Genomic DNA, 21,998 nt, shown 5'->3' with positions numbered 1-21,998 from the left:
AGATGTGTATAAGAGACAGGAAAATCCATTGTTGCTAATGTTTGCAATGGGCTTCCAGCCTATCGCTAAAGTAGCGCGACGGATGGCAAAGATACGGAGTTGTCACGCGGTCGTAACGCAGACCATTATCCTGCGGTGACACGATTTGTAACGGTGGGAGGAGCTGGGACGACATGGTGCAATCGAATGACGAGTACATGATGGGTGTCGCGTTGGCGGAGGCCAAGCTCGCCTTGGGAGCGGGCATATTTCCTGTCGGTGCGGTCTTGGTCGCTGGAGGAGAAATTCTCGGGCGTGCTCACAAAACCATGGCCTCGAACCATTTGAACCACGCGGAAATGAACTTGTTTCATCAAGTATTTAAAGGGAATTATGCGTTCTCGCGAAATGACGGGCTGACGCTGTATACGACGCTTGATCCGTGCATCATGTGCTTCGGCACCATGTTGCATCTCCCGATAACGAAGCTCGTTTTCGCCATGGAGGATGCCTACGGTGGATGCGCTCATATGAGGCTCGAAAACGCGCCTCCGCGTCACCTTTCGAGAGCGGTGGAAGTCATCGGCGGCATTCGCCGGTTGGATGCCTGCAAGCTTTTTGCGGATTTTCTCAACACGACCAGCGAGAAGTTCTGGCAGAGCGGTGGAGCGTCGCATTTTCAGGCCGCCGTGCGGGCCGAGATCAAGGCTGGTACCTTGAGCAGCTGACAGCAACCATTGCGTTCAAGATTTTCAGTGTGCCTCAGGCATCCGCCAGCGTAAACACGGCGCAAGGCTCCAGAATTCCCCGCAATTCATGCTCTCCCAGCGGAATCAGCGCCATACTCGCTTCCGCCGCAACCGCGCCCGAAACGAGCACATTGCGGCCGAGCTGCTTGCATAGGCCCTCGAGCCGGCTGACGAGATTGACGGCGGGGCCGATGGCGGTGAAGTCCAGGCGGTCGGCGGCGCCGATATTGCCCCAGAGCATGTCGCCGAAATGCAGGGCGGCGCCGAAAGGGAGCGGCGGCAGGCCCTGTGCCTGTCTGATAGCGTCGAGATGGGCCATGCCGGCGCGGATGGCCGTAGCGGCACGAAGGGCGGCATCACAGGCGTCTGCCGGCGTGCCGGTGATGGGGAAGATCGCCAGCACGCCATCGCCCATGAATTTCAGCACTTCGCCGCCGAAAGCGTGCACGGCGCCGGCGACGCGGTCGAACCAGGCGTCGAGGGCAGCGATCATCACGGCGGGCTCCGTCGCCTCGGAAAGGGCGGTGAAATCCCTGAGGTCGGCGCAGAGCAGGGCGGCGCGGATGGTTTCGCCCGTGCCGCGATGCAGCGCGCCGGCCTGTACGCGGGCGGCACTCCTCCGTCCCAGATAGGCCTCGAGCAAGGCCGAGAGCGTCGCGCGGGCGGCGAGGTTTGCAAGGGGAGCAGCCGCAAAGCGTGCGACCTGGCGCAGGCTGTCCGTCACCGAGGGATCGAAAACTCCCGTCCCGGCCCAGCCGAGCATGGGACTGCCGGGCGCCTTGCCAATCGCCTCCTCCCAGGTCGGGCCAAGCTCGACCAGCCAATCTCGTCCGGCCTGGCCAAGCGAAGCGCCGGCAAAGCCAAGAGCCTCGATGACGGTGTCCGTCTCTGCCCGCCACAGCCAGGTGCGTTCCGTGATGATCGGATGCGGCACGGCCAGTGTCAGCGCGCCGCCGCCAAGCGGCAGCCCGGCGGCCAGCAATTGGCGACCGAGATCGGCCAGAAAGCGTTCGGGGCTGGGCGAGGCGCCGGCTTCATCGATCAGCCAGGCAAGGGGGGCGGGCAAATCCATGTCGCGATCATGCCATGGCGGTTGCAGGCTGTCATCTGTTTCACCGCGACTGGCACTTGCTTTGCCCAGGGGCGGAGATTCGATGCGCGAGTGATGATGCCATAGGTAAGCCTGCGCCTTTGCTGAAGGTTATGACTCTATCAAACGTCCCGGCCGAGGCCGCCAGCCTGATGTTTCTCATTTCAAGATCTAATGCTTCTTTGGAGACGGCCACTTAATACGATCATAATTTGGATTGAAAACGAACTCTCCGCTGATCTCCCCAGAGTCGTTTACCTCCCAAGCACCAACGATCGCCTCAGGTGGAACAGCCTCATACGCGGCGAAGGTTCCCGCGATTCTGAATACTCGACCATTGGGATAATTTTTCGCGACCTCAATCTCCTGGATATAAGGCACCACTGTCTCGGGTTGGGGGAGCGACCGTATCCAACTTCGGTAGAATGCTTCTTGCTCTTCAACGGTCCCAAAGTCCTCGGGAGAACAACCGTCGAGCAATTCAATTGATGTCTCCGCTGAACAACCCAATTTGAGCAAGGACACCTGTCGGCCCCCCCTCATACTTCTGCTCATCCCAGAAGGATAAGCGTCCTTTCGAGAGCCTGCACACAGCAGTCTGTATCCAAGTTTTTCAAGGTCAAGTCTGAGTACAATCAGCGCCTCGAATAAGTCCTCAGCGGAATAGAGGCGCTCGGGTGATCCATCTTTTCTAAATATAAGATGCCACGGCTCGTCGCGTGAAAGCTTGATGCTCGCTTCATCAACTCTGCCTTCAGCGTCCAACAGTTTAACCTTAGTCATCGGCTATGGCCTCCAATTTGGATCTAGTAAAGAGACGCCACCACCCACCAAAGTGCCAACCTCGATGTTAGCCGAGGGTACGCCTCCAGGTATCGCGATCTTGGGTTCACGCTGGAAAGGACTAGCGGCGCCTAAGCGTTTTGTCGGCCTGACGGCGTAGACGTTGTGGCCAAATTAGCCAACTAGTCTGTCCGATGGTTTCCGCGCCCTATTTCGCCGGCTGCCCGCGCTGTCCGTCTTCCCCGTGCCAGTGGTCCGGGCCTGGGTCGCGTCCGGCCGCGACTGCGGCGAGGCGATCGATGTAATGCGCCCAACCCCTGGCGTGGCCTTCACATTGCTCGACCGAGGGCAGGCCGGTATGGGTGAGGCGCAGCAGCGTTCCGTTCGGCGGCTCCTCGAGCAGATCGATCTCGACCAGGCTGGATCCGGGCGGAACCACTTCGCTGCCATCCCAGCCGAAACTATAGGCAAGGCGATGAACGGGCACGACTTCACGAAAAGAGCCGCGCGCGAAGCGGGCACCAGTGACGTTGACGAGATAGAGGCCGCCGGGCTTCGGCTCGACCTGCGCTTCCGTGCCCATCCAGCGGAGAATCTTTTCCGGGTCGGTCAGCAGTGCAAATACGGCAGCGGGCGGCGCCGAGACATGGGTCTCACGGCGGACGACGAAAGGCTCTGACATCGGTCTCTCCCCTGGTTGCTGTGACTTGCCCAAAGAGAGGCGATGCGGCAGCGCGCCTGTCATCCTCTCGTTGGTACCTCCTCACATAACGGCATGTAGAAGCAAAAGTAGCCTCCGCAAGGCATGAACGGATACTTCGGCCTGTCGTCACCTCCCATGAGACGGCAACGGAGCGAGGGGCTTCCGCTGGAGCTGGCTTATCGTCCTGGCCGTCCGGTCTTGCCCTTCGTGCGTTCCTTGCGTTGCTTCTCGTCCACCGGATCTTCATAGGAACCAACGCCGGGTTTCGCACGGATGACCGGTTTGTCCGGCACCTTGCCGATGACCGGCTTTTCGGTGCGGCCGACGGTCATCTCGTCGAGCGTGTTCTTTCGGAAGAGTGGAGTGCCGGCTTCGCTGCCAGGTTTCATTTCATCAAGGCTCGGCTTGGCGAAATAGGAGCTCTGCGTCCCGCGCTCGTGGTTCGAGGCTCGCTGCGCTCCCGCCTCACCATGATGGTTCGAGACGGCCCTTTGGGCCTCCTCACCATGAGGGCTGCCGTCTGAGCCTTTCGCTCCGCCCTCATCCTGAGATGCGCCGTTTGAAGCGGCGGCTTTCGAAGGCTTGGGGCGGCCACTCTTGCCACCCTCGATGCTCTTCGCCTCTTCTCGCGCCATCGGATCGTCCATGACGGCCAGTTCGGCCGCCTTGAGGCGCTTGATCTCGTCGCGCAGACGGGCGGCCTTTTCGAAGTCCAGGTCTGCGGCGGCATCGCGCATGGCTTTTTCCAGCGCGTTGAGATGGGCCTGCAGGTTGTTGCCGACGAGATGGCCGCCATCGGCAAAGCCCTTGCCCGAGACGCCGCCGATATCGGCGCGCACATGATCCCGCTCGTAGACGCTGTCGAGAATGTCGGAAATCTTCGCCTTCACCGATTCCGGCGTAATGCCGTGTTCAAGATTGTAGGCCATCTGCTTCTCGCGGCGGCGGCTGGTCTCGTCCATCGCCCGCTGCATCGAGCCGGTGATGGTGTCGGCATAGAGGATGACCTTGCCGTCGACGTTACGAGCGGCACGACCGATGGTCTGGACGAGCGAGGTTTCCGAACGCAGGAAGCCTTCCTTGTCGGCATCGAGAATGGCGACGAAGGCGCATTCGGGAATGTCGAGACCTTCGCGCAGCAGGTTGATGCCGACGAGCACGTCGAAGGCGCCGAGGCGCAGGTCGCGAATGATCTCGATGCGCTCCAGCGTGTCGATGTCGGAGTGCATGTAGCGCACGCGCACGCCCTGTTCGTGCAGATATTCCGTCAGGTCCTCGGCCATGCGCTTGGTCAGGACGGTGCAAAGGGTGCGGTAACCCTTGGCGGCGGTCTCGCGGATCTCGCCGAGCACGTCGTCGACCTGGCTGCGGGCCGAGCGGACCTCGACCGGCGGGTCGATCAGGCCGGTGGGGCGAATGACCTGTTCGGCGAAGACGCCGCCGGATTGTTCCATTTCCCAACTGCCCGGCGTTGCCGAAACCGCGATCGTGTCCGGGCGCATGGCGTCCCATTCCTCGAAGCGCAGCGGTCGGTTGTCCATGCAGGAGGGCAGGCGGAAGCCGTATTCGGCCAATGTCGCCTTGCGCCTGAAGTCGCCCCGGTACATGCCGCCAATCTGGCTGACCGAGACATGGCTTTCGTCGATGAAAAGCAACGCATTGTCGGGAATATATTCAAACAGCGTCGGTGGCGGTTCGCCGGGATTGCGGCCGGTGAGGTAACGCGAATAGTTCTCGATGCCGGCGCAGGAACCGGTAGCCTCAAGCATTTCGACGTCATAGCGTGTGCGTTGCTCAAGCCGTTGTGCCTCAAGCAGGCGTCCAGCCTTCTCCAGCTCTGCGAGCCGGATTCGCAGCTCTTCCTTGATCGCCTTGATGGCGCCATTCAGCGTCGGGCGCGGCGTGACATAGTGCGAGTTGGCGTAGATCTTCACCGATTTCAGGTCGCCGGTCTTCTGGCCGGTCAGCGGGTCAAATTCGGTGATGGCGTCGATTTCGTCGCCGAACATGGAGATACGCCAGGCTGCATCCTCCAAGTGAGCCGGAAAGATTTCGATCGTGTCGCCACGGACGCGGAAGGAGCCACGGATGAAATCCATGTCGCGGCGCTTGTATTGCTGCGCCACGAGGTCGGCCAGCAGCTGGCGCTGGTCCAGCCGGTCGCCGACATTCATCTGGAAGGTCATCGCCGTGTAGGTTTCGACCGAGCCGATACCGTAGATGCAGGAGACCGAGGCGACGATGATGCAGTCGTCACGTTCCAGCAGCGAGCGCGTCGCCGAGTGGCGCATGCGGTCGATCTGTTCGTTGATCGAGCTTTCCTTCTCGATGAAAGTATCCGAGCGCGGCACATAGGCTTCCGGCTGGTAATAATCGTAGTAGGAGACGAAATACTCGACCGCGTTGTCGGGGAAAAAGTTCTTGAACTCGGAATAGAGCTGGGCGGCAAGCGTCTTGTTCGGGGCGAGGATGACGGCTGGACGCTGCGTCGCCTCGATCACCTTGGCCATGGTGAAGGTCTTGCCGGAGCCGGTGACGCCGAGCAGCACCTGGCTGCGGTCGCCATTGTCCAGGCCTTCGACGAGATCACGGATGGCGGTCGGCTGGTCGCCGGCGGGTTCATAGTCCGAGGCCATGCGAATCTGGATGCCGCCTTCGGACTTTGCCGGTCGGGCAGGGCGGTGCGGCGTCCAGAGCTTGCCGTCCTTGAAGAGCGGATTGCCGCTTTCGATCAGCGCCGACAGCGCCTCGACAGTCGCCGTCACGGCCGTGCCGGCATTGGCGGCGTTTTCCAGCGATGTGTCCATGCCGGACACCGGGTTTAGGCCGGCGGCGGCGCGTGTTTTCGGGTCGGTCGATCCGCCCATCGAGGTGCCGCGCCCGGATTTGGAGGCGGCGATTTCCACCTTCTTGCGGTGCTTGCCGGCCTTCGAGGCAATCTCGCGCTGCGTCTCGATGCCGGACATTTCGGCATCGGCCTCGAGCTGCTTTACCCAATCGGCAACGCCGCCGCTGAGCGGTGCGCCCTCAAACGGAGCCTGTGGCGCCTCTTCGAAACCGGACGGGGCGGGGGATTTTTTCGGTGCTTTAGCCATGGGGCGAATATGGCGAGAGAATGCGCGGATGTGAAGAGGCAAAGGGTACAAAAGGGAAACAAACTAAAGGAATTTTCCATTATTCGAAGATGTCAAATGTGTTACAACTCAAGCGCGGCTGGTGCGTTATCGCTGATCCGAAAGTCCGCGCAGCGCAATCCTCACTGGCGCCAAAGGAGGAACCACCGCAACGTCGACATGCCCGGCCAGTGCCGGGTTCCCCCAGCTTCGACGGCATCCGGAATTACCCGCCTCGCCGCCGCCATCCGGTCGGAGGATCATGATGACCGCATTGGATAGCTTACGTTCCTTGTCCCCCCAGCAACGAAACACCGTCATCGCGGCCTATCTGGGCTGGACGCTGGATGCTTTCGATTTCTTCATATTGGTTTTCGTTCTCAAGCATATAGCAGAGGAGTTTCATACGGATGTTCCGGCGGTTGCCGTCGCCATCTTCCTCACGCTGGCCATGCGCCCGCTTGGCGCTTTGATCTTCGGCCTTGCGGCGGATCGCTACGGCAGGCGCACCACGCTCATGGTGGATGTGCTGCTCTACTCGGTGTTCGAATTCCTGACCGGGTTTTCGACCGGGTTGACGATGTTCCTCGTCCTGCGTGCTCTCTTCGGCATCGCCATGGGCGGCGAATGGGGGGTCGGCGCATCGCTGGTCATGGAGACCATACCGGAGGACTCGCGCGGTCTCGTTTCGGGCATCCTGCAAGCGGGCTATCCCTCCGGCTACCTGATTGCCTCCATCGTCTTCTTCCTGCTGTTCCCGGTCATTGGCTGGCGCGGCATGTTCATCGTCGGTGCGGTGCCGGCGTTGCTGGTGCTCTACATCAGGCGGAACGTTCAGGAATCGCCGGCCTTCGTAGAGCGGCAGTCGAAACCGCAGCGAGCGTTCCTCACCGTGCTGCGAGAGAATATTCCTCTCTTCATATGGGCGGTGCTTCTCATGACTGCGTTCAATTTCTTCAGTCACGGAACGCAGGATCTCTATCCGACTTTCCTCGAAACTCAGAAGCAATATGATTCCTATACGGTCGGCGCCATCGCCATCGTCTATAATATCGGCGCTATCGTCGGTGGTTTGACCTTCGGCGTGTTGTCGCAGCGTTGGGGCAGGCGGCGAACCATCGTCATCGCCGCACTTCTGGCCATTCCTGTCGCACCGCTCTGGGTTTACGGACAGGGACCGGTGATGCTGGCGATCGGCGCTTTCCTGATGCAGCTCTTCGTTCAGGGCGCATGGGGCATCGTGCCCGTGCATCTCAACGAATTGTCGCCGGACGAGGTGCGCGGCACCTTCCCCGGTTTCGCTTACCAGCTCGGCAATCTTCTGGCGTCGGGCAATGCCTCGATCCAGGCCGGGTTGGCAAAGCAATGGAATGGCGATTATGCCACTGCGCTGCTGATCGTCGCCTGCATCGTTGCCGTCGTCGTGGCTCTATTCGCCGGCTTCGGTTTCGAGAAGAAAGGGGTCCGCTTCGGCAGCAAGAGTGCCGGCGAGGCGGATGCTGCCGTGCGAAGCTGAGCCGGCTCGGTATCCAATTTAAGCGGGGCCGGCATCTTGCCGGCCCTGGCTTTACTTGCCGCAGATCTCGGAAATTTTCGCCTGGGCAAAACCGCGGGCGAGGTCCTGCAATCCACCGACGGAGGATATCAGCTCGCCGATCGGGCCGTTGATGCCGAGACGCAGATCGGTGATATGGCAGGCGCCGACATCGACCGTCATGGACGCGTCGAGCTGCCCCTTGAGCGTCGTCTTCAGAAAGCCATGCGACTTGCATTCCATTTCGGCATGCGCGTTGATCTGCACGTTTCCGGTCGGGCCATCGCAGACATCGAGCGACTTGACCTCGAATTTTTCCTTGTGATCGACACCGGGCAGCTTCTTGCAGGGATCGGCTTCATTTACCGATTTCTCGATCTGTGGGCCGAATTTGCTCTGCAGCAGCGACCAGCAGGCGCCCGGCGCGGCTTCGGCCGGCGTCGCTGCCATCGGCAGTGGGGATAGTGGCAAGACAATAGCTCCGGCCAGCAATACCGTGCGAATTGACGGCAGAAGCGAGGCGGAATGTAAGGCGTGTTTCAGTTTCACGGCGATCTAACCTCTCAACAGAAGAAGCAGCAAAGCATGTCCCGGCCAGCTGCAGTCTTTCATGTCTTCTGTCGGCATGGCAACCCCGTCTGCTCGCGAGCCAGCCGTGACCGCTAGTCCCTGACGACCTTGGTGTCGCAGAAGCGGTCGTAGAAGGTCTGGCCGCGCCAGATGACCAACGGAAAGAGCCACCAGATGAGCGTGAACACAAGCAGCATCGGCGCCAATGCGCCCGTCAGGGCGAGGAAACCGTCGGCCGTGAGGATACTGGCGTCACGGGCCTGCTGGATCAACTGGTCGATCGGAGGCTGGAAGGGCCGCAAGATAAACAGGCTGACCAGATTGAAGACCGCAACCAGCACAAAGGGCAGAAACTTGAATATTTCCCGTTTTGCCGCCAACCCCAGGGGCATCGGGCCGTCTTCAATCGTCGTCACGCGCAGGGACAGCAATCGCTTACCCGGTGTTCGTCTTGCGCGGGCTGAGCAATAGGCGAAAGCAAGGGGCAGGATGAGCAGGACGACGCTGGAGGTCGGCCTCGTCGTTACGTTTGGATCAACCGGATTTCCATTGTTGTCGACCGGCGTGGAGAAGGCACGTATGGAGGTCGTCGCGCCCTGTTCCGAAACGACTTTCGAGACGAAGACGGTGTATCCCTTGCTGCCGAGCCAGGATATGCGGCACAGCTGGTTGCTTCTCACTTCACCCTTCTGCAGCGGCCATTCGGCCTCTATCTTCGGAACAAGCGGCCCCGTTGTTGTTTCGTTGCACTGCTGCTTCTGGAGAAACGGCAGCGTCAGATCCCAGGGCGTCACCATCGACAGAGCGAGGAACAGCAGCGTGAACACGATCTGGAAAAGGATGATATCGATCGCATAGGCTGCAAGCCGACGCCAGAAGTGGCGCGGCGGCAGTGAGGCCAGTTGGTAATCCGAGGCAGCAAAACTCATAGTCCCCCACTTTCAGCGCCCATTGCCGCCCCCAGGCGCAGCGCAATATGCTTCAAGTTGCATCAGTTGGCACGGCTAGCCGAAGAGCTGACAGTAAGCTGCCAAAAAACGAGAGTGCCTATTGATCGATCCGCATGGCCATCTCAGATCGGGATGCTTTTGGCATCCGACGGCTCTTCCTGTCCGTCATCGGTATCGCCCTGATAGCCCAGGCTTTTCGCCTTGCGAAACCACTCAAGCGCCTTGGCCGAATTGGCCGGAACGCCGTCGCCGTCGCGATACATAATGCCGAGATTATAGGCGGCGTCGGCATAGCTGTGCCCGGCCGCCCGCTCGAACCAATAGACAGCCTGAACGGCATTCTTGGCGACGCCTTCTCCATCGCGGAACATGACGCCGAGATTGTACTCGGCTTCGACGTCATTCTGCCCCGCGGCCTTCAGGAACCATATGATCGCTTCTGCGTCGTTCTGCTTTATTCCGTCGCCATCGGCATACATGGCACCGATGTTGTATTCGGCATCCGCATCTCCCTGATCGGCCGCCTTGCGGAACCAGGAGAGGGCCTGCGCGCCATCCTTGGCGACGCCTTCGCCATCGCGGTACATGATGCCGAGATTGTATTGCGCCTCGACCTTGCCCTGGCCGGCGGCCTTCAGATACCAGGTGACGGCCTGGCTCTTGTCCTTGCCGGTGCCGTCGCCCTGGTCGAACATGACACCGACATTGTATTGGGCGTCCGCATCGCCCTGTTCGGCGGCCTTGCGGTACCAGATGAAGGCCTGCGCCTTGTCCTGGACCATGCCTTCGCCTGTGTCGTACATGACGGCGAGATTGTATTGCGCGTTGGCGTGCCCCTGCGCTGCGGCCTTCTTGTACCATTGGATGGCCGCGCCCTTGTCGATGGCGATGCCTTCGCCCTGGTCGTACATGGTGCCGAGGTTAAACTGTGCTTCGGCGCTGCCTTGCTCGGCGGCTTTGCGGTACCAGTGGAGTGCCTGGGTGAGGTTCTTCTCGACGCCGTCACCCTGCTCGTACATCTGGCCGAGCTTCAGTTGCGCCTCGACATCACCCTTGTTTGCCAAGGGGCGCAAATAGTCGGGTGCCGATTTGAAATCTCCACGATCATAGCTGTTGCGTCCGACATCGGCGTGTGCCGCGCCTGCGGATGCCAGCGCGAAGAGCAATCCCACGGCCCCCTTCTTCCAATTCACGATCTACCCCTCAGTCGGTGTCCGTTAGAGTATCAATATACAATGTTCGCAGTCGTCACGGCAGAAGAGCCATCAGTAAACGAAGGGCGATCCAGCCGGGTGTCGAGCCGGTGTCCTTGCCGGCGGCACGTCCTTCGCCCAAGGGACCGAGATCCCTGATCGGACCGTCTCCATTGGCTTCCATATAGCTGAGGCCGTGTTGGGCCTCCGGCAGTCCCTTTGCTGCAGCCTTGTTGAACCAATCGGCTGCGATCGCTGCGTCCTTGGGCACTCCGTAGCCGTTATAATAGAGATATCCAAGACTATATTCGGCGCGGGCGTCACCTTGTTCCGCCGCCTTGCGAAACAGATCGGCCGCCTGGCCATAATCTCTGGCGACGCCATCGCCGTGATAGTAGAGCGAGGCGAGCGCATATTGCCCCTGCGAGTTGTCCTGCTCGGCGGCCTTGCGATACCAGCTGGCGGCGGCAGCCTTGTCCGGCGCGGTTCCCTGGCCATTCTCATAGACGTAGCCAAGGGCGTATTGTGCATCCGCGTGGCCTTGCGCCGCCGATTTCCCATAGAATTCGAAGGCTTTGCGGTAATCCCTGGCGATGCCGCGGCCGCTGGCATACATGTAGGCGAGGGCGTATTCGCCCTGCGCGTCGCCCTGATTGGCCGATTTGCGATACCATTTCACGGCGCTGGGCTCATCAACTTTGACGCCCTGGCCGTTGGCATAGAGATAGCCGAGCGCATATTGAGCATCTGATCGTCCCTGATCGGCGGATTTGCGGTACCATTGCAGCGCTTGCCGATAGTCTCTTGCAACACCCAAGCCGTTCGCAAGGCTGTAGCCAATGGCATATTGCGCGTCGGCGCGGCCCTTTTCGGCGGCTTTCCTGTACCAGGAATAGGCCTCAGCTTCGCTCTTCTCGACGCCCCTGCCATTGGCATAGGCGTAGCCGAGCGCATATTGGCCTTGGGCGTATCCCTGAGCGGCAGCCTTTCCATACCAGTCAACAGCAGCGGCCTGATTTTCCGCCACGCCTTGACCGGTATCGTACATATAGCCGAGCGCGTATTGAGCGTCGGTACGGCCCTGATCGGCTGATTTGCGATACCAGCCGAGAGCAATGGCATAATCCTGCTCGACGCCGAGCCCGCTGGCATACATGTAGCCGAGGGCATATTGTGCCTGCGCCTGGCTCTGGGCTGCTGATTTCTGGTACCAGCTGATGGCCTGCTCGTTATCGACATCCATGCCGCGACCATTGGCCAGGGAATAGCCGATGGCATATTGCGCATCGGCGTTGCCGCGCTGCGCGGCCTTCAGATACCAGTCGTTGGCCTGCTTCTGGTCGGCATCCATGCCGCGACCGTTCGAATACATGTAGGCTAGGGCGTATTGGGCCTGAGCATTGCCCTGGGCGGCAGCCTTCTCATACCACTCTACCGCCTGAGCATCGTCGCGCTCCACGCCCTGGCCGTTGGCGTAGCGATAGCCGAGACCGTATTGCGCGGCGGCGTTACCCTGTTTTGCAAATTCCACCCAATATTTCAGGTCGATAGTGGTATTGGCCGGCCCGGGTGCCGGATCTTCCGCGTGAGCAATCCAAGGCAATGAAAGAGCAAGCGCCAATCCCAATGCATAGCTCTTTAATGTCAAGGCTGCGTCTCCGATGGCAATCGATCTGAACAATATGGCGATGTCTTGGTCAAGGATTGTAGAGTGCCGAAATGGCAGCCGTTTTAATGGCAGGCAGTCTTTCATCTCTATCCCGGAAGCACATCGTAAAGGCGGAAGATCCAGGTGATCTGGTAGATCAGCCCGACGATCACGAATGCCGCCTGGAATCGCCGATTGGCGGTGATTGCCGCGATGATGCAGAGGATGATGTAGACGACGTTGCGCGTCGGATATTCCCAGCCGAGAGAATAGAAATATGCCTCGCCTTTCAGCCAGGTATCCATCAGATCGACGGCATAGGTGACGGCGAGGAGGCCAAAGAACCAGCCACGGCGAGAAATGAAGTACTCTTCGAAACCGCCATAGTCCTCGACGGATGGCGGATTCAACAGAACGCAGAGGAAATAGAAAAGACAGCAGAAGCAGATCAAGAAAAGGTAGACGCCGAAATTGATCTGCGCGACGGACTGCAGCCGATACTCCCACCACCAGAAATGGATGATGAACAGGAACATCGACAGTACCCAGCCGATGTGGACGAAGTAGATCTTGTTCTTGCCAGGGGCCTGCACGAAGCCGGCGAGCCGGGTCAGGAGCTGGGCCAGCGAAAGGCCGATCACCATGCTCATGACCGTCCTGATATAGACGTAGACCTCCGGTGCGTGCGCCGCGCCCAACATCTCAGCTCTCCGCCGCCACCGCCTTCGGTGCGCCATTTTCGTCAAGGGCGACCATGATGAAGGTCGCGGCCGTGACTTTTTCCAGCGTGTTGAAGCGCGCGCGGTGTGCCCATGCTTCGACATTCAGGGTGATCGAGGTGCGGCCGACACGTTCGATATCGGTGAAGACGCTCAGCGTATCGCCGATCTTGACCGGCAGTTCGAACGCCATTTCCTTGACAGCGGCGGTGACCACGCGGCCGCGAGCCCGCTCGGCGGCACGGATGCCGCTTGCCAAGTCCATCTGTGCCATGACCCAGCCGCCGAAGATGTCGCCGGCGGGGTTGGCATCAGCAGGCATAGCCAGCGTGCGCAATGTCAGCTCGCCTCTCGGTTTGACGCTGCCATTCATTCCTTCGCTCCTATCGCCGGGCACTGATTCATCTTGCCAACCTATGCAATCCCACTGCGATGGGAAAGACCGTGTCGGCGTTTACCACCAGGGGTTTTGAAGGTGTCCGCGCGCTTCCCAAGCGTGGCAACGGAACAGCCCGGTTCGTGGCGGTAAGTATTCATTCACCGTTCCCATTTAGGATTTGTCATCGTTACCGACCCGTGGCTGGGCAACGGATCAGGATTATGGCCTATTTATCCATTCTACGGCGGGCTCTGCTGCCACTGCTGCTGTCGTCGGCGCTGGTCGCCTGTACGGCAGATAGCCTCGTGCCGCCCTCGAGTGTCGATAGTAGCACGCGCGTCGGCTCGATCAGGCCGCATCGCGGCGTGCAGCAAAGGCAATTCGCCTATCCCGGCGCGCAGGATCCCGTCGTTTCAGCCTCCAGCAACTACAACGGCAATGGTTACAAGCGCACGGCCGGGATGGGCGAGGCCGTGACCACCACGGATGTCCAGACGGGCCTGGCTCAACAGGCCGATGTTCCCTCCCAGGGCGTCAATATGGATGCGGAGCTGGGGGTCGGGCCGGCCGAGGAGGCGCAATCAGGATCAGTGGTCGGATTGGCGCAGGAAGAAGACCAGAATATTGCCGAGGGTCAAACCGACCAGCCTGTGGTCGACGGCATCGGTTCGGACGCGCCGGTGCAAACCAACCGTTCGACCCTTCAGCGGTCGGCCGCACAGGCTGAACTCAATCAATCGCCGATACCGCGGCAACAGCCGGGCACACAGGTGGCGATGCTGCCGCGCGTCGGTAATCCGATGCCACGCATCGACCAGCAGTTCGAAGCGCCGCAATCGACGCCGGGCATGATGCCGCCTTCCGAAATCGCCTGCCGCCAGGAACTGAAGCGCATGGGCGTCGTCTATACCGACAAGCCGGCAATTTCGAATGGCCCCGCCTGCCAGGTTCCCTATCCGGTTTCTTTGAGTGGTCTGTCGGGCAATATCGCCGTCAGGCCGGCGGTGACGCTGAATTGTCAGGTGACGCTTGCCTTTGCGAAATGGGTCAAGAACGAATTGGCGCCAGCGGCACGCACACGTTACTGGTCCGGTATCGGCACGATCGTTCCGCTTGGCGGATATTCCTGCCGGCGGATGAACAATAGCCGGCAACGTTATAATCCGATGTCGGAACACGCCCATGGCAATGCCATCGATGTCGGCACCTTCGTCCTGAAGAATGGCCATGTGATCGACGTGCGCAAGAAGGGCCTATTCTCCTTCCGCGAGGGAGGATTGCTCAAGGCCGTTCGTACCGATAGCTGCCGGTATTTCGATACCGTTCTCGGACCGGGAAGTAATGCAGAGCATTGGAATCATTTCCATTTCGACCTCAGGGATCGCAAGGGCGGCCGGCGCTATTGCAGCCTTTGATTAGTGCTTGGACGCAGATGCATCCATACTTGCCGAAAACGAAAGCTGATTTACCTATTTGGGGAATTGCGGTTAAGTGTGGCCACGGGAGGCAAGCGAGGGTTCGATGGAGCAGGTGCCGAGACGACAAAGAAGCCTGGGAAGAGCGCTCATTGCCGCGTTGATTGCCATCATTGTCGTGATCGGCGGGCGCTGGTACGCCTATGTCGCCTACGCCGACGATCCTTTCGATGAAGTCGGTATCGGCCTCAATTCGATGATGCCGGGTCCCATTCGCGACAAGGGCTGCGAAATGCTGAAGGCTCGCTTCGAGCACAAGACCCTGCCACCGGCCGGTTGCGGCCTGAACGGCAGCTGGTAGACGTCATCCCACTGATCGTAAGCTGGCGAAAAAGAAAAAAGCCGGCGAGGGCCGGCTTGAACGGGGCATGGCAACGACGGGGGATCCTTGCCTGCTCCAGAAAAAAACTTCATGTGGCAATGAGGCACGCAATATCAATGCGAGGGCAATAAATCGTCGAGTAAAACAGGCGCTGGCGTTGTCACCAAGAGGCGTTGGGCGGAGTTGCGACAAACGTTGCTCACCTAAGGATGTATATGCCCGACGAAGGTCACGATTTGATGACACGTTATTTGGCTTAGACGAACGCTGTGTTTCAACTCGGTGGGGTGGTAAAAGCACAATTCGGGCTATATAGCGGGCAACCGCTGCAAAATTAATCACATAGGCCGGACTTTACCCGCATCATGGCTCCGATCATTTCCATCCGCAGTCTTACCAAAACATACGGTAATGGCTTCCAGGCGCTGAAAGGTGTCGATCTCGATATCCAGCAAGGGGAAATCCTTGCCTTGCTGGGGCCGAATGGCGCTGGCAAGACCACTTTGATCTCGATCGTCTGTGGGATCGCCAATCCGAGCAGCGGCTCGGTAACGGTCGGCGGACATGATGTCGTGCGCGATTTTCGCGCCACGCGCGCCATGATCGGCCTCGTGCCGCAGGAGCTGACCACGGATCAGTTCGAAACCGTCTGGAATACCGTCAGCTTTTCCCGAGGCCTGCACGGCAAGAAGGCGAACCCTGCGCACATAGAAAAGGTGCTGCGCGATCTGTCGCTATGGGACAAAAAGGACAATACGCTTCGCCAGCTTTCAGGCGGCATGAAGCGTCGCGTTCTGATTGCCAAGGCGCTCTCGCACGAGCCGGAGATCCTGTTTCTCGACGAGCCGACGGCAGGCGTGGATGTCACGCTGCGCAAAGACATGTGGCATGTGGTCGAGCGCCTGCGCGCTTCCGGTGTCACCATCATCCTGACGACACATTATATAGAAGAAGCCGAAGAGATCGCCGATCGCGTCGGCGTCATCAATGGCGGGCAATTGCTGCTTGTCGAGGAAAAGAAGGCCCTGATGGCCAAGCTCGGCCGCAAGCAGCTGATCCTCGATCTGAACGAGCCATTGGACGCCGTACCGGCCCGCCTTGACGGCAACGGACTTTCACTAGGTCCGAATGGCCTGACATTGATCTACGATTTCGATGCCCAGAATGAACAGTCGAGCATCGCGGTTCTACTGTCGCGTCTGGCGGCCGAGGGGATCCATTTCAAAGACCTCTCGACGCGCCAGAGTTCGCTCGAGGACATTTTCGTATCGCTTGTAGGAGAAGCCAAATGAACTTCGAAGCGATCAAATCCATCTATGGCTTCGAAATGGCCCGGACGCGCCGCACGCTGCTGCAGAGCGTGGTCTCGCCCGTCATTTCCACCTCGCTCTATTTCATCGTCTTCGGTGCCGCGATCGGATCGCGCATCAATCTGGTCGAAGGTGTGTCCTATGGGGCGTTCATCACGCCGGGCCTGATCATGCTGACCCTGCTTGGGCAATGCATCAGCAACGGCTCCTTCGGCATCTACTTCCCGAAGTTCACGGGCACGATCTACGAGGTGCTGTCGGCACCCGTGGCCATGAGTGAGATCGTCCTCGGCTATGTCGGTGCGGCGGCGACCAAGGGCATGCTGATCGGGCTGATCATCCTGATGACGGCGAGCTTTTTCGTCGAGATCAGGATCGAGCATCCGTTCATGATGATCCTGTTCTTCGTGCTGACGGCGATAACGTTCAGCCTGTTCGGCTTCATGATCGGCATATGGGCTGGAAATTTCGAGCAGCTGAACCTCATTCCGATGCTGGTCGTGCCGCCGCTGACCTTCCTCGGCGGCAGCTTCTATTCGATCAACATGCTGCCGCCCTTCTGGCAGGCCGTCAGCCACCTCAATCCCGTGCTCTATCTCGTCAGCGGTTTCCGCTGGAGCTTCTATGGCATCGCCGACGTCAATCCGGTGCTGAGCCTTGCGATGATCACTCTCTTTCTGTTCATCTGCCTGGCGGTTCTTGGATGGATCTTCAAGACGGGCTATCGGTTGAGGAACTGAGGACGAAGCATTAGAAGATGGATCGGATAAACCGGCGCCATGCGTCGGAGTCGTCGATTTCAATCTCGCTGAAAGTGTTTCATGTCTTCGTCCCTTCCCAGCCGGGCGCTATCCGATGCCCTCAGTCGCCTCGACCAACTGACCAATTGGGAGCGCAAGCCGCGCGGGGAGATGCGTGTCGGCCTTGAGCCTATGCTGGATCTCATGCAGCGCCTGGGCAATCCTCATCAGAGTTTTCGCGCCATCCATGTCGCCGGCACCAAGGGCAAGGGCTCCATTTGTGCGCTCGTCGAGGCCAGCCTGCTGCAAGCAGGGTGGCGCGTGGGCCGCTATGCTTCGCCGCATGTCGACCGCGTGAACGAACGGGTCAGCATTCTCGGTCAGGCGGTTGAGGATGACAATCTTGCGCAGGCCGTGATGCAGGTGCTGGATTGCTACCAAGGGGCGAAGCGAGAGGCAACGGCAGGTGAAGATGCCACCTGGTTCGATGTGATAACGGCTGCCGCCTTCGTCGCCTTCAAAGATGCAGGTTTGAATTGGGCTGTGGTCGAGGTCGGACTTGGAGGACGGTTGGACTCCACCAATGTCGTCTTCGGCGAGATCGCCGTCGTCACCAATATCGAACTCGAGCATACGGAAATTCTCGGGAATACGCGCGAAGCGATTGCGGGCGAGAAGGTCGGCATTTTGAAGCCTGGTGCGACGCTCGCCACCACGCTTGCAGCCGCAGATGCGGCCGGGCACGTTCTTCAGCAACGGGCCGACGACCTTGGCTGCCGTGTATTGCGCACGGATGTTCCGGATGATGCGACGATAGCGCAAAAGAACAATGCGCTGGTCGGTCTGGTGCTGGACGAGTTGGGGCGGCAGGGCGAAAGCGCAACCGCGGCTGCTCAGGCAGGCAAGCCGATCGGTGCGTGGTTGCTTGATGAGACCGTTAGGGAAAAAGCCCGTCTCCCGGGCCGGATGGAGCGGTTCAACGTCAAGCTTCCGGCCAATTCCCAGGCCAGGCAGCGGCTGGTGCCCGTCTTGATGGATGGTGCGCATGTGCCGTTCAATATTGAAGCGGTCTTGCGGGACATCACAGGCTCTTCCGACACCCGCGGCGAATGCGTGGCGATTGTAGCGCTGGCCTCGGACAAGGATGCTCAAGGCTTTCTGGCGGTTCTGTCGCGCCATGTAGCCTATGCGGTCTTCACTGAAGCGTCCGGATCCGGACGCGCTCATCCTTCTAGCGAACTGGAGATGCTGGCAAAATCCATGGGAATGGATTGCGAGGCCGAACCGGACGCGCAAAAGGCATTCGATCGGGCTGCTGCGAGAGTATTGGAAGGTGACGGCTGGATGCTTGTCACCGGTTCGCTCTATCTGGTTGGCGCGCTGCGCGGTGCGGTGATAGAGGGCGCGAGTTGACGGCCGAGATCAGAATTCGGCCAGCTGTTGTCGATGACGCGCCTGCTATCGCCCGACTGCATCGCGCGGTCTGGTGCGATACCTATCACAATCTTGCGCCGGCCGAGGTCTATCGGTTGCTCGATGAAGATTTCCGCCTGATGCGGTGGAGCCAGATGCTCGCCAATCCGCATCCGCATCAATGCGTGCTGTTGGCAGAGCAGGACAATCGGCTCGTTGGCATTGGCGCCATTGGTGCGCCATCGGAAGCAGCCTTTGGCGGGCGAGGGGAAATACGCTCCCTTTACATCGACCCCACAGTCAAGCGACAGGGACTTGGGCGCCGCCTGATGCGTGAGTTGGCAGCGCAGCTTACCGCCATGGGCTACACCGGCGCTGGGCTTGGCGTTGTCGTCGGCAATGATCCCGCGGTTGCTTTCTACCGTTCGCTCGGAGGCCGCGTGATCGGGCAGTACACTGATCCCGGGCCGATCTGGCGTTCGGACAACCTGATTTTCGTCTGGGACGATCTGTCGGCTCTACGCTAATTTTTCACGCAGCCTTCAGATGAATGTCACCCGGCGGCGACCTTCTTGCGCGGAGCGATCGTCATGGCCATGACCCCGGCGACGACACAGACAAGACCGATCGCGGCTGTCGAGGATAGAGGCTCGCCGAGGAAGATCACGCCGATGCCGACGCCGATGGGAACGCGCAGATAAGCCTGTGCCGTGGTGCTGACGGAACCCAATGTCTGGATAAGCCGGAAATAGATGCTGAAGGCGAGGGCGGTCGAGACGATCGAAAGGCCGAGAAGGCAGAGGATCGAGGCGGAGGACGGGGCGAGTTGCCAGGGGTGGTCGACGACCAGGCTGGCGGGAATAAGGAGAGCTGCGCCGCATAACAGCGAGCCGGCTGCCGGCATCATCGGGTCCAGCCCCTTGAAGTTGCGTCCGAACAGCGCAGCACTCGCATAGCAGATGGATGCCGCGATGACGGCAAGCTGTGCGGGCAATTGCCGGCCAACGCCATTCAACGCATCGACACCGATGATCAGGCAGATCCCCGCCATGCCGGCGACCACGCCGAAAAGCTTCCGCCCGGTCAGCCGCTCGGTGCGAAATAATCCTGCCGCAAGCAGGAAGGCAAAAATTGGCGTGGTCGAATTCAGGATCGTGGCCAAGCCAGCGTCGAGGGTTTGTTCCGCCCAGGCGATGAGGGTGAAGGGGATCGCGCTGTTGAGACAGGATTGGATGAGAAAGCGCCGCCATGTCGCAGCATCTCTTGGTAGGCTCAAGCCGCGCCAGCGAATAATGACAAGCAGAACGACACCGGCGATCAAGGTGCGGGCGGCAATCAGCGTGATCGGCGGAATGGTCTCGACGCCAACACGGATAAAGCTGTAGGACGCGCCCCAGCAGGTTGCTAGGAGGAGGAGAAGCAGCAGCTCTGTCGTTACGTTAGTCTTTGCGGGCGCCATGGGTGTTTCACTTTTCAAGCGGTTCGGTTCTGCCGCCATCTAAGATGACTACACCTCCAAATGCTTCGATCGCAACCGAACTGTTGACACCTGTCTTTGGTTTGGCTCAGTCCCGCAACCGTAGCTCATCGGTCTGCATCTGCATCGACCCCAAAGTCTCGAGGAAGCTCATGCCGAGGAGGCTCTGGTCGAGCTTGCCCGCTTCGGCGACGCTCGCCTTGACGTCTCGACGCTTGATAGGGCCGATTGCCACCGAGCCGAGCTCCACGGGAGCGGCGCTGGCGCGGCCGTTTGCGGTCAGCACCGTCATGGAATAGGTGAGGTTTTCGGGGATGATGCCGACGCGTTCGGCGTCCTCCTGCGAAAGCGCGATCGTGCTGGCGCCGGTGTCGATGAGCATGTCTATCGGCTGCCCGTTAATGATCACTCGCGCCTCGAAATGCCCGTTCGAGCGCTTGTGGAGGATCACTTCCTGGCCGCCCTCGCTCGTGGTGACGACGACGGCATGGCCGGGCACCAGGCCGGCGAACAGGCGATTGCCGACCTGTTCGGCGTCACCGCGGTAGATATAGGCCGTTGCCAGCGCCATGATGATGACGAACCAGATGAGAAGGTTGCGTATCGACTGGCTGACGGTGTGTCGGCTTGCCCAGACAGCGGCGCTCATCATCAAGGCGATCGGCAAGAGGTAGATGACCCGGGCAAAGTCATCATTTTGCATGCCGAAGGTCGTGCCGGTGTTGTTGTTGAAGATGAGCAGTGCAAGGCCGATGCCGAGAATGGCGAGAACGATGTTCAGGCGGTTCATACGGCGTTGCGCTCCTTTGCCAGTCGCTGTCGACGGGTTTCCCTGCGCGGCTTGCGCTCGACCTTCGTCAGGCGTTCCGGAAGTACGTCCATGAGCTTGCGGCGCTCGTCGTCACTATAGCTCATCCATGCGCCGATCTCTGCTGCCGTGCGGCCGCAACCGAAGCAATAGCCGGTAATGTCGTCGATCGAGCAGATAAGGATGCATGGTGTTAGCATAGGATCATATATCGAGGCTTCAAATGCACATGGCAAGGGTACAGAGCGACGCGATCTCGCAAATCTGCTGCGTCGCGCCAATGGTGTCACCAGTATGACCGGATAGCCTTCGGCGCACATGTCGGGTTACGAAAAATGTGGCGATGGCCACGACCAGAAGGCAAGAGACAAGCGCCGAGATACCCAGGCTCGGCCAGATGAACAAGGTTGCCAAGGCAAGAGCCGTGATCAGCGCCAGTTGCATGGCGTTGCCGTCCGGCTGACCGGCGGAAGCCGCAACCCCATCCGGTTTGGCTGGGAGGAGCACGTGCCAGTGCCACACCATCGCTCCGCGGCTAAGCGCGGCCGTTGCCAGAAGCGCAAGTGCGGCGTCAAACGGCATGAGGTGGCGGGCGATCGCAGCGAGTGCCGCGGCGCGCAATCCAAACGACAGGATCAAGGCGGCCGCGCCATAGGTGCCGATGCGGCTGTCTTTCATGATGGCGAGAGCACGCTCGCGATCCTTGCCGCCACCCAACCCATCGGCGGTGTCGCTGAGACCGTCTTCGTGCAGGGCGCCCGTTGCAACCGTCTGGACCGTGAGCGCCAAGAGCGCGGCCATCAGCGGATCGGCATGCAGGGCAAGCAGTAAACCGAAGACAATGGAGCCGGGCAGGGCGATGAGCAGGCCGGCAACAGGAAAGGCGCGGGAAACCGGCGCCAGCTTGCCATCATAGCCTGCAAAGAAGGACGTGGGCACGGGGATGCGGCTTAAAAAGGCGACTGCGCGCGCGGTGTCGCGCATGTATTCCCGCATTTCTTTCTCTCCCCGCTACCCGCGCGACGGCATCGGGCGCTTTTGGA

The 21,998-nt window shown here is 60.0% G+C and carries 22 protein-coding genes; 8 read left to right on the top strand and 14 right to left on the bottom strand.

Going from position 1 to position 21,998, the window contains the following annotated elements; translation table 11 throughout:
• Positions 1–173 precede the first annotated feature (173 nt).
• The gene (locus tag A6U86_RS06745; protein WP_068387559.1) at positions 174–707 is read left to right on the top strand and encodes a nucleoside deaminase; all 534 of its coding nucleotides are present in this window, start codon (positions 174–176) and stop codon (positions 705–707) included.
• A gap of 34 nt (positions 708–741) precedes the next feature.
• Here the strand turns inward: A6U86_RS06745 and A6U86_RS06740 are convergent, their stop codons facing one another.
• The 4 genes from A6U86_RS06740 to uvrB all read right to left on the bottom strand — a co-directional run bounded on the left by A6U86_RS06740 (position 742) and on the right by uvrB (position 6,399).
• Positions 742–1,800 carry an adenylate/guanylate cyclase domain-containing protein gene (locus A6U86_RS06740; RefSeq protein WP_068387557.1) on the bottom strand — a complete coding sequence of 353 codons (1,059 nt, stop codon included), beginning with the start codon at positions 1,798–1,800 and terminating at the stop codon, positions 742–744.
• A gap of 189 nt (positions 1,801–1,989) precedes the next feature.
• Positions 1,990–2,601 carry a hypothetical protein gene (locus A6U86_RS35565; RefSeq protein WP_198929025.1) on the bottom strand — a complete coding sequence of 204 codons (612 nt, stop codon included), beginning with the start codon at positions 2,599–2,601 and terminating at the stop codon, positions 1,990–1,992.
• A gap of 208 nt (positions 2,602–2,809) precedes the next feature.
• On the bottom strand, positions 2,810–3,283 hold the full coding sequence (locus A6U86_RS06730) for an SRPBCC family protein (protein ID WP_068387554.1): 474 nt from the start codon (positions 3,281–3,283) through the stop codon (positions 2,810–2,812).
• A 197-nt stretch (positions 3,284–3,480) separates the two neighbouring features.
• Positions 3,481–6,399 carry an excinuclease ABC subunit UvrB gene (gene uvrB / locus A6U86_RS06725; protein WP_068387550.1) on the bottom strand — a complete coding sequence of 973 codons (2,919 nt, stop codon included), beginning with the start codon at positions 6,397–6,399 and terminating at the stop codon, positions 3,481–3,483.
• 283 nt (positions 6,400–6,682) lie between these two features.
• Here uvrB and A6U86_RS06720 point away from each other — a divergent pair, with 283 nt between their 5' ends.
• Entirely contained in the window at positions 6,683–7,933 is a 1,251-nt protein-coding gene (locus A6U86_RS06720) for an MFS transporter (protein WP_068388044.1), read from the top strand.
• A gap of 51 nt (positions 7,934–7,984) precedes the next feature.
• Here the strand turns inward: A6U86_RS06720 and A6U86_RS06715 are convergent, their stop codons facing one another.
• From A6U86_RS06715 to A6U86_RS06690, 6 genes are all read right to left on the bottom strand, one after another.
• Entirely contained in the window at positions 7,985–8,422 is a 438-nt protein-coding gene (locus A6U86_RS06715; RefSeq protein WP_234906186.1) for a hypothetical protein, read from the bottom strand.
• A 191-nt stretch (positions 8,423–8,613) separates the two neighbouring features.
• Entirely contained in the window at positions 8,614–9,450 is an 837-nt protein-coding gene (locus A6U86_RS06710; protein ID WP_068387542.1) for an RDD family protein, read from the bottom strand.
• A 143-nt stretch (positions 9,451–9,593) separates the two neighbouring features.
• A complete protein-coding gene (locus A6U86_RS06705) occupies positions 9,594–10,664 on the bottom strand; it encodes an SEL1-like repeat protein (RefSeq protein ID WP_068387533.1) in 1,071 nt (356 codons plus the stop codon).
• A gap of 55 nt (positions 10,665–10,719) precedes the next feature.
• Positions 10,720–12,312 (bottom strand): SEL1-like repeat protein, encoded by a 1,593-nt coding sequence (locus A6U86_RS06700; protein ID WP_068388041.1) that lies wholly within the window; start codon positions 12,310–12,312, stop codon positions 10,720–10,722.
• Positions 12,313–12,419: 107 nt separating this feature from the next.
• A complete protein-coding gene (locus A6U86_RS06695) occupies positions 12,420–13,013 on the bottom strand; it encodes a hypothetical protein (RefSeq protein ID WP_068387531.1) in 594 nt (197 codons plus the stop codon).
• Position 13,014: 1 nt separating this feature from the next.
• Positions 13,015–13,404 carry an acyl-CoA thioesterase gene (locus A6U86_RS06690; RefSeq protein ID WP_068387528.1) on the bottom strand — a complete coding sequence of 130 codons (390 nt, stop codon included), beginning with the start codon at positions 13,402–13,404 and terminating at the stop codon, positions 13,015–13,017.
• Between the two features lie 227 nt (positions 13,405–13,631).
• Between A6U86_RS06690 and A6U86_RS06685 the strand changes: the two genes are divergently transcribed.
• The 6 genes from A6U86_RS06685 to A6U86_RS06660 all read left to right on the top strand — a co-directional run bounded on the left by A6U86_RS06685 (position 13,632) and on the right by A6U86_RS06660 (position 19,197).
• Entirely contained in the window at positions 13,632–14,825 is a 1,194-nt protein-coding gene (locus tag A6U86_RS06685; RefSeq protein ID WP_068387526.1) for an extensin family protein, read from the top strand.
• A gap of 106 nt (positions 14,826–14,931) precedes the next feature.
• Positions 14,932–15,186 (top strand): hypothetical protein, encoded by a 255-nt coding sequence (locus tag A6U86_RS06680; RefSeq protein WP_068387524.1) that lies wholly within the window; start codon positions 14,932–14,934, stop codon positions 15,184–15,186.
• A 386-nt stretch (positions 15,187–15,572) separates the two neighbouring features.
• Positions 15,573–16,499, top strand: coding sequence for an ABC transporter ATP-binding protein (locus A6U86_RS06675; RefSeq protein WP_068387522.1), 927 nt, complete (start codon positions 15,573–15,575; stop codon positions 16,497–16,499).
• On the top strand, positions 16,496–17,257 hold the full coding sequence (locus tag A6U86_RS06670; protein WP_068387520.1) for an ABC transporter permease: 762 nt from the start codon (positions 16,496–16,498) through the stop codon (positions 17,255–17,257). Before A6U86_RS06675 ends, A6U86_RS06670 begins: the two co-directional genes overlap by 4 nt.
• An 81-nt stretch (positions 17,258–17,338) precedes the next feature.
• The gene (locus A6U86_RS06665; protein WP_068387517.1) at positions 17,339–18,670 is read left to right on the top strand and encodes a folylpolyglutamate synthase/dihydrofolate synthase family protein; all 1,332 of its coding nucleotides are present in this window, start codon (positions 17,339–17,341) and stop codon (positions 18,668–18,670) included.
• Entirely contained in the window at positions 18,667–19,197 is a 531-nt protein-coding gene (locus A6U86_RS06660; RefSeq protein ID WP_068387514.1) for a GNAT family N-acetyltransferase, read from the top strand. The genes A6U86_RS06665 and A6U86_RS06660 overlap by 4 nt, the downstream gene beginning before the upstream one ends.
• 26 nt (positions 19,198–19,223) lie before the next feature.
• Here the strand turns inward: A6U86_RS06660 and A6U86_RS06655 are convergent, their stop codons facing one another.
• From A6U86_RS06655 to A6U86_RS06640, 4 genes are all read right to left on the bottom strand, one after another.
• On the bottom strand, positions 19,224–20,129 hold the full coding sequence (locus A6U86_RS06655) for a DMT family transporter (protein ID WP_068388038.1): 906 nt from the start codon (positions 20,127–20,129) through the stop codon (positions 19,224–19,226).
• A gap of 106 nt (positions 20,130–20,235) precedes the next feature.
• Positions 20,236–20,937 carry a TIGR02281 family clan AA aspartic protease gene (locus A6U86_RS06650; protein WP_068387512.1) on the bottom strand — a complete coding sequence of 234 codons (702 nt, stop codon included), beginning with the start codon at positions 20,935–20,937 and terminating at the stop codon, positions 20,236–20,238.
• Complete coding sequence (locus A6U86_RS06645; RefSeq protein WP_068387509.1) at positions 20,934–21,155, bottom strand: DUF1289 domain-containing protein; 222 nt, start codon at positions 21,153–21,155, stop codon at positions 20,934–20,936. Before A6U86_RS06645 ends, A6U86_RS06650 begins: the two co-directional genes overlap by 4 nt.
• Positions 21,156–21,174: 19 nt before the next feature.
• Entirely contained in the window at positions 21,175–21,951 is a 777-nt protein-coding gene (locus A6U86_RS06640) for an adenosylcobinamide-GDP ribazoletransferase (RefSeq protein WP_068387506.1), read from the bottom strand.
• Positions 21,952–21,998: the final 47 nt, after the last annotated feature.

This window comes from Rhizobium sp. AC27/96 (assembly GCF_001692325.1).
Classification (GTDB): Bacteria; Pseudomonadota; Alphaproteobacteria; order Rhizobiales; family Rhizobiaceae; genus Rhizobium.
The sequence above is the reverse complement of the archived record's forward strand: the minus strand, read 5'-3'. Positions and strand labels throughout refer to the sequence as shown.

What these genes read in the sequence shown, in the direction of transcription:
- A6U86_RS06640 (WP_068387506.1), bottom strand. Translation starts at nt 21,951, where the DNA reads ATGCGGGAATACATGCGCGACACCGCGCGCGCAGTCGCCTTTTTAAGC.
- A6U86_RS06720 (WP_068388044.1), top strand. Translation starts at nt 6,683, where the DNA reads ATGACCGCATTGGATAGCTTACGTTCCTTGTCCCCCCAGCAACGAAAC.
- A6U86_RS06685 (WP_068387526.1), top strand. Translation starts at nt 13,632, where the DNA reads ATGGCCTATTTATCCATTCTACGGCGGGCTCTGCTGCCACTGCTGCTG.
- uvrB (WP_068387550.1), bottom strand. Translation starts at nt 6,399, where the DNA reads ATGGCTAAAGCACCGAAAAAATCCCCCGCCCCGTCCGGTTTCGAAGAG.
- A6U86_RS06730 (WP_068387554.1), bottom strand. Translation starts at nt 3,283, where the DNA reads ATGTCAGAGCCTTTCGTCGTCCGCCGTGAGACCCATGTCTCGGCGCCG.
- A6U86_RS06655 (WP_068388038.1), bottom strand. Translation starts at nt 20,129, where the DNA reads ATGGCGCCCGCAAAGACTAACGTAACGACAGAGCTGCTGCTTCTCCTC.
- A6U86_RS06645 (WP_068387509.1), bottom strand. Translation starts at nt 21,155, where the DNA reads ATGCTAACACCATGCATCCTTATCTGCTCGATCGACGACATTACCGGC.
- A6U86_RS06740 (WP_068387557.1), bottom strand. Translation starts at nt 1,800, where the DNA reads ATGGATTTGCCCGCCCCCCTTGCCTGGCTGATCGATGAAGCCGGCGCC.
- A6U86_RS06690 (WP_068387528.1), bottom strand. Translation starts at nt 13,404, where the DNA reads ATGAATGGCAGCGTCAAACCGAGAGGCGAGCTGACATTGCGCACGCTG.
- A6U86_RS06695 (WP_068387531.1), bottom strand. Translation starts at nt 13,013, where the DNA reads ATGTTGGGCGCGGCGCACGCACCGGAGGTCTACGTCTATATCAGGACG.
- A6U86_RS06710 (WP_068387542.1), bottom strand. Translation starts at nt 9,450, where the DNA reads ATGAGTTTTGCTGCCTCGGATTACCAACTGGCCTCACTGCCGCCGCGC.
- A6U86_RS06675 (WP_068387522.1), top strand. Translation starts at nt 15,573, where the DNA reads ATGGCTCCGATCATTTCCATCCGCAGTCTTACCAAAACATACGGTAAT.
- A6U86_RS06745 (WP_068387559.1), top strand. Translation starts at nt 174, where the DNA reads ATGGTGCAATCGAATGACGAGTACATGATGGGTGTCGCGTTGGCGGAG.
- A6U86_RS06680 (WP_068387524.1), top strand. Translation starts at nt 14,932, where the DNA reads ATGGAGCAGGTGCCGAGACGACAAAGAAGCCTGGGAAGAGCGCTCATT.
- A6U86_RS06670 (WP_068387520.1), top strand. Translation starts at nt 16,496, where the DNA reads ATGAACTTCGAAGCGATCAAATCCATCTATGGCTTCGAAATGGCCCGG.
- A6U86_RS35565 (WP_198929025.1), bottom strand. Translation starts at nt 2,601, where the DNA reads ATGACTAAGGTTAAACTGTTGGACGCTGAAGGCAGAGTTGATGAAGCG.
- A6U86_RS06650 (WP_068387512.1), bottom strand. Translation starts at nt 20,937, where the DNA reads ATGAACCGCCTGAACATCGTTCTCGCCATTCTCGGCATCGGCCTTGCA.
- A6U86_RS06665 (WP_068387517.1), top strand. Translation starts at nt 17,339, where the DNA reads ATGTCTTCGTCCCTTCCCAGCCGGGCGCTATCCGATGCCCTCAGTCGC.